At 60.1% G+C, this 14,270-nt stretch carries 13 protein-coding genes; 5 read left to right on the top strand and 8 right to left on the bottom strand.

The features are described from left to right. Nucleotides 1–41: 41 nt before the first annotated feature. The 8 genes from KGB03_RS18525 to cbiE form a co-directional block, all read right to left on the bottom strand. Nucleotides 42–470, bottom strand: coding sequence for a DUF2946 domain-containing protein (locus tag KGB03_RS18525; RefSeq protein WP_223528122.1), 429 nt, complete (start codon nt 468–470; stop codon nt 42–44). Between the two features lie 20 nt (nt 471–490). Then, on the bottom strand, nt 491–970 hold the full coding sequence (locus KGB03_RS18530; protein WP_074873399.1) for a copper chaperone PCu(A)C: 480 nt from the start codon (nt 968–970) through the stop codon (nt 491–493). A 48-nt stretch (nt 971–1,018) separates the two neighbouring features. After that, complete coding sequence (locus KGB03_RS18535) at nt 1,019–1,417, bottom strand: DUF2946 domain-containing protein (RefSeq protein ID WP_223528125.1); 399 nt, start codon at nt 1,415–1,417, stop codon at nt 1,019–1,021. 98 nt (nt 1,418–1,515) lie between these two features. Beyond that, nucleotides 1,516–1,806, bottom strand: coding sequence for an addiction module antidote protein (locus KGB03_RS18540; protein WP_074873403.1), 291 nt, complete (start codon nt 1,804–1,806; stop codon nt 1,516–1,518). A gap of 3 nt (nt 1,807–1,809) precedes the next feature. After that, a complete protein-coding gene (locus KGB03_RS18545) occupies nt 1,810–2,112 on the bottom strand; it encodes a type II toxin-antitoxin system RelE/ParE family toxin (RefSeq protein WP_074873405.1) in 303 nt (100 codons plus the stop codon). A gap of 203 nt (nt 2,113–2,315) precedes the next feature. After that, nucleotides 2,316–3,035, bottom strand: coding sequence for a cobalt-precorrin-6A reductase (locus KGB03_RS18550; protein WP_223528128.1), 720 nt, complete (start codon nt 3,033–3,035; stop codon nt 2,316–2,318). Continuing rightward, a complete protein-coding gene (locus KGB03_RS18555; protein ID WP_223528131.1) occupies nt 3,032–4,129 on the bottom strand; it encodes a cobalt-precorrin-5B (C(1))-methyltransferase in 1,098 nt (365 codons plus the stop codon). The genes KGB03_RS18550 and KGB03_RS18555 overlap by 4 nt, the downstream gene beginning before the upstream one ends. After that, complete coding sequence (gene cbiE, locus KGB03_RS18560; protein ID WP_223528134.1) at nt 4,122–5,333, bottom strand: precorrin-6y C5,15-methyltransferase (decarboxylating) subunit CbiE; 1,212 nt, start codon at nt 5,331–5,333, stop codon at nt 4,122–4,124. Before cbiE ends, KGB03_RS18555 begins: the two co-directional genes overlap by 8 nt. Nucleotides 5,334–5,477: 144 nt before the next feature. On the opposite strand from cbiE, the gene cobG reads away from it, so the two are divergent. The 5 genes from cobG to KGB03_RS18585 all read left to right on the top strand — a co-directional run. Further along, nucleotides 5,478–6,779, top strand: a complete 1,302-nt coding sequence (gene cobG, locus KGB03_RS18565; RefSeq protein ID WP_317851236.1) for a precorrin-3B synthase — start codon at nt 5,478–5,480, stop codon at nt 6,777–6,779. Then, nucleotides 6,772–7,398, top strand: a complete 627-nt coding sequence (locus tag KGB03_RS18570; RefSeq protein ID WP_008153772.1) for a precorrin-8X methylmutase — start codon at nt 6,772–6,774, stop codon at nt 7,396–7,398. Before cobG ends, KGB03_RS18570 begins: the two co-directional genes overlap by 8 nt. Then, nucleotides 7,398–8,129 (top strand): precorrin-2 C(20)-methyltransferase, encoded by a 732-nt coding sequence (locus KGB03_RS18575; protein ID WP_111449200.1) that lies wholly within the window; start codon nt 7,398–7,400, stop codon nt 8,127–8,129. Before KGB03_RS18570 ends, KGB03_RS18575 begins: the two co-directional genes overlap by 1 nt. Further along, a complete protein-coding gene (cobJ, locus tag KGB03_RS18580; protein WP_223528139.1) occupies nt 8,129–9,832 on the top strand; it encodes a precorrin-3B C(17)-methyltransferase in 1,704 nt (567 codons plus the stop codon). Before KGB03_RS18575 ends, cobJ begins: the two co-directional genes overlap by 1 nt. A 506-nt stretch (nt 9,833–10,338) precedes the next feature. Further along, nucleotides 10,339–14,270 (top strand): TcdA/TcdB catalytic glycosyltransferase domain-containing protein (locus KGB03_RS18585; RefSeq protein WP_317851237.1); only part of this gene is annotated, 3,932 nt, incomplete at its 3' end.

Below are 14,270 nucleotides of genomic sequence, written 5' to 3' on the forward strand. Positions count from 1 at the left end.
TGTGGCTGTCTTCGAAACCGTGTGAGATCGGAGGTGGGTGTTTACGCGGCGATGGGCGGAGCGCGGGTGCGGGCGCCGGGGAAAAAGGTTTGCCGGGCGTGGCCCAGGCGAGGGGAGGGTGTGGTGAAGGTGGTGGCTTTGGGCGTGTCGAATGCGACGAAGGACTGGCCGCCAGTCAGCGCCGGGCAATTGAACAGCAGGCTGCAATAGCCGCATTTTTCCCAGAGTGCATGGTGGTCGGCTTTTGGTGGACAGTGCTCGGCCGCGGCTTGCGCGCCGTGATCGGCGTGCTCCATTGCCGACATGTCCATCGACATCGACATCGAGGCGCGTTGATCCATCGGCATCGACTGAGAAATCAGCGGGCCGATAAAGATCATCAACATGGCGAACAGGCTGATCCAGCTGCCGCGCGTCAGGCTTAACGGCTGACGACGGTGTGCGGATGACCTGGCGCTAAGCGGGCGCATGGGCGTTTTTGCTCAGTCGCTTACTGGGCGTGGGCGTGCGTCTGCATGCTTTCCGGCGGCTTCTTCTGCACCGAGACGTCCACCGTTACGGCGCCGGACTTCTCGAAATGCATCGTCAGCGGGAAGCGTTTGCCGTCGCTCAGCAGGCTGCGGTCCTTCAGGTTTACCAGCATTACGTGGTAGGCCATCGGTGCAAAAGAGACGTTGCCACCGGCAGGAATGTCGACGCTCGGCACCTGCTGCATTTTCATCAGGTCGTTTTGCATGACGTGCTCGTGCAACTGGGCTTCGCCTGCAATGGGCGAGTCGACGCTGAGCAGTCGGTCGGCGGTTTTACCGCTGTTGTGAATCACGAAATACGCCGCCACCGTTGGCGCGTTGGGCGGCAACTCCTGCGACCACGGATGGGCGATCTCAAGCTCGCCAGCCTTGTATTCGTGAGCATTGGCAAAACAGGCAGGCAGCAGCAATACAGCCAGGACGATGAGTTTGTTCAACATGGCAGTTCTCCAGAACGATTCGAAACGCAGGTCAATTGCGAGAAGGAATCACACCAGAGGGGACGCGCGGGGGTTGAGACTCGGCCATTGCTGGCGCGGTGTCGGTGTATCGAGAGAGGTATCAGGCAGGCTGCGATTGGCCTCGAAATGTGCGAAGTACAGTTGCGGTACATGCCCCGGCAGCGCCACCAGTGGCGCAGAACCTGAACAGCACCAGCAATGTTGCATGGTGGAGTGGTCGTCACTCTGAGGAGCTTTCTGTTCGATATCGCCCAGGGAAATCGCCACCAACTTCGTGCCGCTGGACGAGCAGAAACTGCCCCACAACAATTGCTCGGCAGGCGATTTCGCCGTCTGCGCCATCGCTCCCGTCATCGGCATGGCGAGCATGTTGAACAGCACTGCGAAGCAGGCGATCCAGGCAAATGCGAGCCGTTGTCGGGACATGGGGCAAATCCGGTTGGGTGGGGGATCAAGCGCGGCTATTTAGCCTGATCAGGGCCGATAAGTAAAAAAGCGGCGTGCGGTGTGGTGTCGCAGTGCAATCAGAGAGCGCTGGCATGCAGGCGCAGGCCTAATGCTTTCATCACTTTCATGATAGTCGCGAATTCCGGGTTGCCAGTGCTGCCCAATGCTTTGTACAGACTTTCACGACCCAGCCCCGCGTCACGGGCAATCTGTGTCATGCCCTTTGCTCGGGCTATGTCGTTAAGGGCTGCACGTATGAGCACTCCGTCGCCAGCATCTTCTTCAAAACAGGCGTCCAGGTAAGCCGCCATTTCTTCTGGTGTTTTTAGAAATTCGGCGGCATCGAAACGGGTGAATTGTTCGGCCATGATTTACTCCTCATTACCGATGTTTTGCGCCATTTGAATGGCGCGTTTGATGTCTCGTTTTTGAGTCGACTTGTCACCGCCCACCAACAGCAGATAAACCACTTCACCTCGGCGGGTGAAATACATCCTGTAGCCAGGACCGTAATGCACACGCATTTCATAAACAGCTCCACCCACCGGTTCGCAATCACCAAAATTTCCATGCTCGGCAGCTCGGAGTCTGGCAATGATGCGAGCTTTGCCAATGATGTCTTTCAGTGAGTCGAGCCAGTCAGCAAATGCTCGGGATCGTTCGAAGTCGATCATGTTTGATCGTATTCCTTGGGATACAGGTTGGCAAGTCGCACTTTACTCGGGGCGAATTTACTCGTCCTTAGAAAGTAAGGTCGGTGTGCTTGTTAGGATCAGAGGGCTCGGACTATAGGATCGAAGCCATGGAGTGGATAGCCGGCTCCGTCCGAGAGTGTTGCCGGCAAAGTGGCAAGGTTATGGAGATCTCAGGAATCGTCTTACACCGATAGGGCTTTCAGTACTTCACTCACCGACCCAAACTCCCGATCAACCCCCCCCGGCAACTCTGGCCGCTGCAAAACAATCACCGGCACCCCACGCTCCCGTGCCACTTCCAGCTTCGGCTCGGTCGCGGTGCTGCCGCTGTTCTTGCTGATCAGTACATCAATCTGCCGACGTTCAAACAGCGCACGTTCATCTTCGATCAGAAACGGCCCACGCGCGCCGATCACTTCGCAGCGTTCATTGCCCGGGTAAACGTCCAGTGCGCGCAAGGTCCAGAATTGCTCTGGCGGGATTTCATGCAGATGCTGCAAGGGTTCGCGACCGAGGGTGAACAACGGTCTGCGGAAAGGTTTGAGGGCCTCGATCAACCCGGCCCAGTCGCTGACATCTCGCCAGTCATCGCCGGCCTGTGGTTGCCAGGCCGGGCGCCGCAGGGCCCAGCAGGCAATACCGCTCAACCGCGCAGCGGTAGCGGCGTTCTGGCTGATTTGTGCGGCGTAGGGATGGGTGGCGTCCAGCAGCAGGTCGATCCCTTCATCCCGAATGAACTGCGCCAGCCCTTCGGCACCGCCGTAGCCGCCAACGCGAACCTGACAGTCAAGATCTGTCGGCACACGCCCCACGCCGGCCAGGCTATAGATGTGTTCCGGCCCGAGGGTCCGGGCGATGGCCAAGGCTTCCGTCACGCCACCCAGCAACAACACGCGCTTCATTGAAAAGCTCCCGCATGGCCAACAATCCCGCCCTGGCGATCGATGGCGAACACTTCGACCTGAACCTGCGTCGGCACCACGCTGCGGGCAAAGTCCAGCGCGTGCTGACACACCGCATCACCCAGCGCGATCCCGGCAGCGCTGGCCATTGCCAAGGCTTGCTGGCTGGTGTTGGCCTCGCGAATCCCTTGCTGCAACGCCTCATCGGCGCCAATCGCCGCCGCCCACTCGGCCAGTAGCGGCAGGTCGATGCTCGAATGCCGACTGTGCAAGTCCATGTGCCCGGCGGCCAGTTTGCTGATCTTGCCGAAGCCGCCGCAGAGGCTGAGTTTATCCACAGGCACTTTGCGCAGATGTTTGAGCACCGCACCGACGAAGTCGCCCATTTCGATCAGGGCGATTTCCGGCAAGTCGTAGACCCGGCGCATGGTGTCTTCGCTGGCGTTGCCGGTGCACGCGGCGATGTGCAGGTAGCCGTTGGTTTTGGCGACGTCGATGCCCTGATGGATCGAGGCGATGTACGCGGCGCAGGAAAACGGCCGGACGATGCCGCTGGTGCCGAGGATCGACAAACCGCCGAGAATGCCCAGGCGCGGATTCATGGTTTTCAGCGCCAGGGCTTCGCCGTCCTCGACGTTCACCGTGACCTCGAAACCACCCCGGTAATCAAGCTCTTCGGCCAGCAGCGTCAGGTGGTCGGTAATCATCTTGCGCGGCACCGGGTTGATCGCGGGTTCGCCGACGCCCAGCACCAGCCCCGGCCGGGTGACGGTGCCCACGCCCCGGCCGGCGCTGAAGCGGATGCCTGGCTCGCTGTGCAGGCGCACCTGGGAAAAGAGTAGGGCGCCGTGAGTCACGTCGGGGTCGTCGCCGGCGTCCTTGATCGTTCCGGCTTCGGCGCCGTCATTCATCAGCCGACAGAATTCCAGGCGCATCTGCACCCGTTTGCCTTTGGGCAGAATGATTTCGACGGCGTCCGCTTCGACGCCACTGAGCAGCAGGCGTGCCGCCGCAAGGCTGGTGGCGGTGGCGCAGCTGCCGGTGGTCAGGCCGCTGCGTAGCGGGGCGGGTTGTTCGGCGGTTTCGTCACGCATCGAGGGGTTTCGTCACGTCCAGCAAGGTAATCGGCAGCGCCTGACGCCAGGTGTCGAACTCGCCCAAGGGTTGCGCCTGAGCGACGTGGATGCGGGTCAGTTCACCGCCATGCCGTTCGCGCCAGGCCATCAGGGTCACTTCGCTTTGCAGGGTGACTGCGTTGGCGATCAACCGGCCGCCGGGTTTGAGTTGCGCCCAGCAAGTGTCGAGCACGCCTTCGCGGGTGACGCCGCCGCCGATGAAAATTGCGTCCGGGCGTTCCAGTCCGGTCAAGGCTTGTGGCGCACTGCCGCGAATCAATTGCAGGCCGGGCACGCCCAAGGCATCGCGGTTGTGTTCGATCAACAACTGCCGACCTTCATCCGCTTCGACGGCCAGCGCCCGGCAGCTCGGATGAGCGCGCATCCACTCGATGCCGATCGAACCGCTGCCGGCGCCGACGTCCCACAGCAGTTCGCCGGGAACCGGAGCGAGGCGCGCGAGGGTCATGGCGCGCACATCGCGCTTGGTCAGTTGGCCGTCGTGCTTGAAAGCGGAATCCGGCAGGCCGGCCAGTCGGGACAGGCGCGGCGTGTTCGGTTCGGCGATGCATTCGATGGCGATCAGGTTCAGATCGGCGATCACAGGGTTGTTCCAGTCATTGGCGACACCCTCGATGCGTCGTTCGGCTTCGCCGCCCAGATGTTCCAGCACGGTGAGGCGACTCGGCCCGAAACCACGCTCACGCAGCAGCGCCGCGATGACCGCCGGGCTCTGGCCGTCGTTGCTCAACACCAGCAAGCGAACACCGCTGAACAACTGCGCATTGAGTGCGGCGATGGGGCGAGCCACCACCGAGAGCGTGACCACATCCTGCAGCGGCCATCCCATTCGCGCCGCCGCCAGCGAGCAGGAGGAGGGCGCCGGCAGTATCAGCATTTCATCACGGGACAGATGCCGGGCCAGGCTTGCGCCCACGCCAAAGAACATCGGATCACCGCTGGCCAGCACACAGACCGGTTCGCCGCGCAGCGCCAAAACCGGCTCAAGGCAGAAAGGGCTGGGCCACAACTGGCGCTCGCCACGGATGCACACCGGCAGCAAATCCAGTTGTCGCTGACCGCCAATGATCCGCGAAGCGCGCAGCAGAGCGTGCCGGGCGTTTTTGCCCAGGCCCTTGAAGCCGTCTTCGCCGATTCCTACTACTGTCAGCCACGGTGACATCTATAGCCCTCAAATATAGTCCTCAAACGGACTGTTCCGACGGGCAGGCTTTTCATGCCGTCGAACAAAGCAGGCATAATACCGCGCCTTCGCCCGCGAAGCGCCTTTCCCACACAGCCGGTCGCCCCCTTGAACGAACGCCCGATGTCCACCGCTTTACGCCCCTCGGCTTGCCCGGGGTTGCTGCGTATCGTCCCGGCGCTGGATGGCGGCATCTGTCGGATCAAATTGAACGGCGGCTCGATCAGCGCAGCCCAGGCTGAAGCGGTGGCCCGCGCGGCTGAACAGTTTGCGGGGGGCGTGATCGAGGCGACCAATCGGGCCAACCTGCAGATTCGCGGGATCGGCAGCGAACAGACAGCACTGATCGACAGCCTGCTCGCCGCTGGATTGGGTCCGCGTACCGCGACGGGCGACGATGTACGCAATCTGATGCTCAGCCCGAGCGCCGGGATTGATCGGCGCATGCTCTTTGATACGCGTGAGCTGGCGGAACAGATCCTTGTCACCCTGCAAAGCCACGAACGTTTCCACGAACTCAGCGCCAAGTTTGCGGTGCAACTCGATGGCGGCGAGGCGTTGGCGATGCTCGAGCACCCGCATGATCTGTGGTTGTCTGCGGTTGAGCGAGGTGGCGAGTGGTTGCTGGTGTTCGGTTTCGCGGGTTGCCCCACGGACAGGCCCGCAGGCGCGGTGCCACTTGAGCAGGGGCATGCACTGGTCGTTGCGGTGCTGGAGTTGTTTCTTGAACTGGCGCGTCCTGATCAAACGCGGATGCGTCATTTGCTGGCCGAATACCCGTTCGCAGCGTTTCTTGCTCGTTTGGCCGAACGAGTGTCCTTGAAGTCGATCACCGATTGGCGGCGTTCATTGAGCCCGGATGCTCTGCACATTGGCGTTCATCCGCAGGCTGGAACCGAATATGTCTATATCGGTGCCGTACCTCCTTTGGGGCGGCTCGATCCCGTCATGCTCAGAGGCGCGGCACAACTGGCGCGCGAGTTCGGCGACGCGAGCCTGCGTTTCACCCCATGGCAAAGTCTGTTGCTGCCCAATGTTCGAAAAGAACGGGCGCCCGAAGTCATTGGGCGTCTGGAGCAACTGGGCCTGCTGTGCAAGGCCGGTCAGCCCTTGTCACGGTTGATCGCCTGCACGGGTTCCGCTGGCTGCGGCAAAGGCCTGACCGATACCAAGAGCGACGCCTTGCAATTGGCGGCGCTGTTGCGACGTCACGATCAAACGGTGCATTTGTCTGGCTGCCCGCGTTCCTGCGCCGCCGCCCATCGGGTGCCGGTCACGTTACTGGCCGTCGCCCCCGGTCACTACGACCTCTATTTTCGCGATGCAGCGCAGCCGGGTTTCGGCGCGCTGCACGCACGCAACCTTACTATTGAAGCGGTCGCAGCCTTGCTCGACGCCCGCTCACGGAGCTCCCTTGATGCTTGATTACATCCGCGACGGTCAGGAGATCTATCGCAACTCCTTCGCGATCATTCGTGCCGAGGCCAACCTTGCGCGTATTCCGCCCGATCTGGAGAAACTCGCGGTCCGTGTGATCCACGCCTGCGGCATGGTCGACGCCATCGACGGCCTGCAATTTTCCGAAGGCGCGGGCAAGGCCGGGCGTGATGCGCTGGCCGCCGGTGCACCGATCCTGTGCGATGCGCGGATGGTCAGCGAAGGCGTGACCCGCACGCGTTTGCCTGCGAACAACGAAGTCATCTGCACCCTGCGTGATGACAGCGTTCCGGAGCTTGCCCGTGAGCTGGGCAACACCCGCTCCGCCGCCGCGCTGGAGCTATGGCGCCCGCACCTTGAAGGCAGCGTGGTGGTGATCGGCAACGCGCCCACCGCACTGTTTTATCTGCTGGAAATGCTCGACGCCGGCGCACCGAAACCGGCGCTGATCCTCGGCTTCCCGGTGGGCTTCGTTGGCGCCGCCGAATCCAAGGCAGCGCTCGCGGCGGACAGCCGTGGCGTGCCTTTCGTCATCATGCAAGGCCGGCTGGGCGGTAGCGCCATGGCCGCCGCCGCCGTCAATGCCCTCGCCACGGAGATCGAATGATGCAGCAACCTGGACGTTTGATCGGCCTGGGCGTCGGCCCCGGTGATCCGGAACTGATTACCGTCAAAGCCCTGCGCCTGCTGCGCGAATCGCCGGTGGTGGCGTACTTCGTCGCCAAGGGCAAAAAGGGCAATGCTTTCGGCATCATCGAGGCGCATTTGCAGGACGCGCAAACGCTGCTGCCGCTGGTGTATCCGGTGACCACCGAAGCGCTGCCGGCGCCGTTGTCGTACGAACAAGTGATCAGCGATTTCTACGATGCGGCCGGCGAAGAACTCGCCGCGCACCTGGACGCTGGCCGTGACGTTGCGGTGATCTGCGAAGGCGATCCGTTCTTCTACGGCTCCTACATGTACCTGCACGATCGACTGGCCGAGCGCTATGAAGCCGAAGTCGTGCCGGGTGTTTGCTCGATGCTTGGCGGTGCCTCGGTACTGGGCGCGCCGCTGGTGTATCGCAATCAGAGTTTGTCGGTGTTGTCGGGCGTATTGCCTGCCGACGATCTCAAGCGTCGTCTGGCCGATGCCGATGCGGCGGTCATCATGAAGCTGGGGCGCAACTTTCCCAAGGTCCGTCAGGTGCTCGAAGAACTCGGGCTGGCGGGGCGTGCGCTGTACGTCGAACGCGCGACCATGGCCAACCAGAAAATCGTCCCGCTGGATCAGGTCGAGCCGATGTCCTCGCCGTACTTCTCGCTGATCATTGTGCCCGGCGAACGGTGGCAAGGCTGATGGCCCGTCCAGTTCCGGCGATTGTCATTCTGGGCAATGGCAGCCTCGCGACTGCGCGCAAGATTGCGCAGCTGTACCCTGGCGCATTGATCCATGGTCTGGCTGAACGGGTGGACGGCGCGGACCGCGTCTATCACGAATTCGGCGCCACCTTGCGTGAGCTCTATCAGCAGGACACGCCAATTATCGCCTTGTGTGCGGCGGGCATCGTGATCCGCACCCTGGCGCCGCTACTGCTGGAAAAAGGCGCCGAGCCGCCCGTGCTGGCCGTGGCTGAAGACGGCAGCGCCGTGGTGCCGCTGCTCGGCGGCCTCGGTGGCGTGAACGTCATGGCGCGCGAGATTGCTGCCGGTCTCGAGGTGGCTGCAGCGATCACCACCAGCGGTGAATTGCGCTTCGGCACCTGCCTGCTCAATCCACCCAGCGGCTACGCCCTCGGCGATCTGGAACTGGGCAAGCGCTTCGTCTCGGATTTGCTCGCCGGCCAAAGCGTACGCATCGAAGGGGCTGCGCCGTGGCTGGCGCAGGCGCAGTTGCCGCAAGATCCTCACGCGCAGTTGTCGATCCATGTCGGCCATGCCGAGCGTGCGCCTGCGGCCAATGAATTGATGATCTACCCGCGCAATGTGTTGGTGGCGGTGAGCGGTGAGGTCGCGGATCTGTCAGGCGTCATTCGCGCGACCCTGCATCAAGCGAACATCGCCGTGCAATCGGTGGCGTGCCTGCTGGCCAGCGACCTGCACATGGCCAATTCGGCGCTGCGCGAAGCGGCACTAGAGCTGGGCGTGACGCTGCGTTTTGCGTCGGTCAGCGGCGGCGTTAGCGAGTTGTCCCGCCACACCGTGCCGAACGCGACCATCGTGTCAGCGGATACCGGCATTGCCATCGCGGTGGCCACTGAGCCGCTGGACGCTGCGCAGATCGGCCGGGCACGCGGTCGTTTGGCCGTCATCGGTCTGGGCCCTGGTGCCGCCGAACTGATGGTGCCAGCGGTCAAGGCCGAGCTGGCCAGGGCCACCGACGTACTCGGATACGAAACCTACGTGCGCATGGCCGGACCGTTCCGCGAAGACCAAGTGCTGCATTGCACTGACAACCGCGAAGAGATGCAGCGCGCCCGCCACGCCTTCGAGCTGGCGGCGCAAGGCCGTTCGGTGATTGTGGTTTCATCCGGTGACCCCGGTGTGTTCGCCATGGCGGCGGCGGTGCTTGAAGCGTTGCATGAGTCGAGCGAGCCGAGCTGGCACAGCGTCGACCTGGAGATCCTGCCGGGTGTCTCCGCTTCGCTGGCGACCGCTGCGCAGGCCGGTGCGCCGCTGGGCCATGACTTCTGCGTGATGTCGCTGTCGGACAACCTCAAGCCCTGGGCAATCATCGAGAAGCGCCTGGACCTGGCCGCCGAAGCCGATCTGGCGCTGGCGTTCTACAACCCGATCTCCCGTGCGCGGCCGTGGCAACTGGGCCAGGCGCTGGAAATCGTCGGCCGGCATCGCACACCGGAAACGGTGGTGGTGCTGGGCCGCGACATTGGCCGTCCTGGCCAGACGTTGCGGGTCACAACGCTCGGCGAACTGACCCCTGATCAGGTCGATATGCGCACCATGGTGCTGATCGGTTCGTCTACCACTTGCGTGTTCCCTCGTGCCGAGGGTGGTGAGTGGGTGTATACGCCGCGGTGGTATGGCATCAAGCCTGCCTCCTGAACACAGCGGCCCCGCGAGGGCCGCTTCTCACTTCATACATTCCCGTCTGCTGTCGGCACTTTCCCTTTGGCGTTGATGCGTCGTTTATTTCACCAGTCGTTGTGGGATTTATGAATCTCGCCACGAAGAATTAATACTGTTTTCTGTCGCTGCTTTCTTCCGTTATCCAATACTTTCTTTGCAGTCGAACACTTCGGCGTTGCGCATGAGTCACAATACCGGCTGTTTGCTGATGGTTCGCGCGATGTTGTTTGTCTAAGTGCGCTTATTTAGGTCTGCAATATAAGGTTTTATTTTTTTCAAATTTGATTGTATTGAAATTAATTGAATTTCTTCGGGTTTGAAGTGGCTGTTTTTACGATTTAGTTTTGTCTCATGTGAAGCAATTGCTTCGCGTATTGATCTGGTCTCGTTCAAAAATACAAAAGAGCTGCCATTGTCGTTGAGCGGTATTTGCGCGGCTGGCTTTCGGAACTTAATTGCATGTATTGAAGCTGGAGAGTCTCTTGTCTAATAATTATTTGGATGTGTCGTATGTCGGAGAGTATGTAAGGTTTGCAAAACTTTTTAATCTTGAAGATCTTCAACAGGCGTTGATTTCGCACAAAGGTACCGAGGAGTATGACGCCATCCTCAGGTATTACTCTGGCTGCATCGATTTGCTCGATTCGCCCAGGATGCTGGAGCCGCTGGGCCTGTTGAAGCAGGCTTTGGCATCTTTGGTCGGGCCTGAGAGTCGACAACGACGAACGACTGAATCGCTTCCTCCCCAGAGCCCTGCCCCCGATGTGGTAGACATCTACGAACGGCTCGAAGGTTTCGAGGCTCGTTTGTCGAACGGTGCGCAGCTGTTGCAAACGCCCAAAACCAATGTTCCTGACAATCTGCACTTTGTCTGGCTCGGCGGCGGTTTGGGCGATATCCAGCGCGACTACATCAATATCTGGAAACAGACCGTGGCTGGGCAGGGTTACACCCTCAAGCTCTGGTACGACAGCGATGCATTGCTGGCTTACGAAACCAATCGGATTATTGTCGAGGCCGCCAAGGCTGACGCCATGCTTAATGGCGGGCAGACCAGTAGTGACGCTTTTGAACTAGGCGACAAGTATGAAGAGCGGGCCATCGTTCTCAAGCAGCAAATGTTTGCGCACATTAATAAAGCGGTAGAGAGCGGTGAGAGCGCCGACAACGCCAGGATCGATCTGTTGGTGAGAGCCTATAGCCAAGATGAAGCACGGTTGAAGGTTCTAAGGGAAAAGAACCGTCAGAGTCTGTTGTCGTTGGGCGAGGGCGGTATTGTCCTTCGCGATCTCGCCACCGAGGCGACATCGTTGTACTTGCAGGACATCTACGCGCGAGAAATACGCTTGCGTGGCAACTTTGCTGCCGCCTCCGACATTGTCCGCGTCGAGGCGCTGTTGGCCGACGGTGGCAGTTATGCCGATGTCGACAACCTGCCTCCACTGTTGGAATCGTTGGGTGGGGTGGACATCAGTCGGTTTGAGCCGAATGCACGCCTGGGTGTTTTGCAGTTGATACTTGACCACAGTCCTGAGTGGATGCCGGGGCGGCAGGTTATACGCAGCAAGTACAAAAACTATTTCGAGCGAATTCCCCAGGAGCACCGTGAGGCGCTGGAGCGTTTTGCCAAGAGCAAGCCCGATCTCGCCAGTGTTTTCCGGCGCCCGGTTGAACGTCAGGTGCGACCTGATGGACTGCGTGCCGTCGTCGACCAAGGTGAGTTGAGTAACGCGTTCATGATGGCTCATCCCGGGGCAGCGATGCTCAAGACCATTCTTGACCGTTTCAGGCTGAACTATGAGGTGGTGAATGCCACCATTCGGTTAGTCACTGAAAGAAAGATTGCGCTTAACGACTTTCAGGCTATCCATGAGGTTGCCAATGAAGTGGTCGAGAAAAGGTTCGGGCGTTTATTTGAATTATCACCGGCGGAGGAATCAGCGGGCAGGGGGTTGGTCAGAGCTGCCTCTGATTACTACAGCGACGGTATCCGTCCACTGGGTGACGTGACGATTCATCTGACCGGACCTGCGGCGATGCGCAATGGGCTTGCGGATTACGAGAAGATGCATTTCACCCCACGGGGCGCTGAAGCTTCGAGAGCTGAAGTCGCCATACCCGCCATCGCCACCGTCAACCGGGCGACCGAGGAAGAGCTGGATCACTCCTGGATGGAGAACGAGAGCAACTTGGCTCAATGGCTGAATAGAGAACAGCAGCATTGGCAGGCCGGGCAGTTCAAAAACCGCTATGTCGGCGATGTCGCACAACTGCTCAAGTACCAGAGCATTGATTTCGATGAAGGCTGGCCGGTGATCGAAGGTCGTCATGTGTTGATCACTGATCTGTTGCAGCAACTGGCCGATGATCTCGGAGAGCCATTTCGCAAGGCAATGAGTCAGCGCCGCAACGGCAGCGTGACGTTTGAAAAACCATGGTCCCTGAGCTTCGATGAACGGCAAGCAATCATTGCTCAGGATGTCAGAAGCCATCCCCTGACTCCCCCTGCGGACGCAGCGACACAAAACCTGTCGGTGGATGAACTGCTGAGTCAGACCGCTAAAGACCCGCTTATCAGTATGAAATTAAACCCGCTGCAATATCTGTTGCTGGGGGGGCTGTTGGGGGTCAATACACTGGATAAAAAGCATTTTGATGCCGCCAGTGCAACGCTTGAAAACCTTGCCAACTCGATGTCGGACATGGGGGTCATCCACCGTTACGGAGCCATTGAACAGGAGCTGTTCAAGCAAAGTCATCCGGCTTTCCTTGCCGGATTGAAGGGGGCTTCCAATCCGTCCGTGGCCCTGTCTGAAACCAGTGTCGATCTCAAGAAGCAGGCGCTCGCACGCCCACTGACCCTGCTGGAATGGGGACGCTCGGTCGCCAGAATTCAGCATGTGGCGAAACTCGAGTACCGCCACAAGGTCGGCGAACGAATCAATGAAGTGCTGGAGAGCTTCCCTTACGGTAGTTACAAAGAATTGCCACAGGACTTGTTGCTCGAAGGCGTGGGTGACCGGGTTGCCGGACGCTGTTACCCATTAGCGCTGGCGATGGCCGCAGCGCTCCACAAAGGCAACAATGCGGCAAGCACGTTGAGAGAACGCTTTTACCTGGCTGTCGGCGAGCCTGAGGCCGCGGACTCAAAGGCGTTTGTGAGCATGATCGAGGAGTTGCGTGACGCGCCTGTCAATGACATAGGCAAGCCACTGATGCGTTCTGATCTGGCTCAGATCGTAGCGCTACTGGAAGAAAAAACGGCCAGCACGACTGTAATGCTCAATTCGGATAACCACTCGATGCTAGTGGCGAAAATCTTTGAAGGCGAGCGCAGCAATTACCTGCTCTTCGATCCGAATATAGGGATCCTCGAGATGGTTACGTCGTTGGCGTTCAGTAACGCACTGACGCACATTCTCCTGCGCAAAAAAATGGCCATGCATTACGCAGCCTTTGGCGATGCGCAACGGCCGACCTTTGATCTGATCGAGCTCGATGGTGAAAAACTGAACAGTAGGGTACTTGCCTCCGGTATTGAGGTTTCAAGCCTGTCGGAGTCAGGCGCGCTGCCTGAGCAAACGGTGCCACGTGTAAGACAACGGCTGGCCAGTGCCCGGGGACGGTCGCTGGTCAACAATGCGGCGCTGGGCAGTTCATTGCTGGAACTGGACGCGCACTGGTGGGGTGGGCAGATCGCGCAGGCGACACGTCAATTGCAGGAGCAACACGGGCTGGCGTCGGATTCTGTTGCGCTGTTCGAGACACTGGAGATAACCCCGACAGGGGGATACGCAATCAGTCTGGTCAACACTGAGTCCGGGCACGCCGAGCGTGTCACCACCAGCGATCACCGGTTCCTGAGAATTAAACAATTCCTCTCCGAAACCTTCCATTCATTGGCCGCTCGCCCGCGTGCATCGGTCAGTCCGCTTGATCCGACGGAGGCCAGCAGCGTTCATACGCTCAATGCCGGGTTCACCGTACAAGCCCTGATGAATGCGCTGCGACATCACGAGGGCGCGGTCAGCGGTAGTGACAAGGCCCTGACCACCGCCATTCGCCTGCATGCCTACGTCAACTATGCCCAACTGGCCCACGGCAACATCGTGGATGTGCTCGGCGTAGTGAACCTGGTGCGTCAGGCCCTGAACGATGAAAAGCTGATCGCCCGTACCAGCGCACCGTTGGTGCAAAAGGCCTTGGGGCATATCGCCAATGAAGGCGTCGGTACTGTGCTGGGGCTGGTGAATGTCGGGTTTGATATTTATCAGTTAAGCCACGCCACCAATGACATTGAGAGGGCGCAGTTCGGCACGCAGTTGGCCTTTGATTCCGCGAGTGCGGTGGTAGGCGTAGCCGGTCTGGGGGCGGCATTGGCTGGCGCGGGTACGGTGGCTGCGGTGCTGGGAGG

The organism is Pseudomonas sp. BF-B-26 (assembly GCF_019956495.1).
GTDB lineage: Bacteria > Pseudomonadota > Gammaproteobacteria > Pseudomonadales > Pseudomonadaceae > Aquipseudomonas.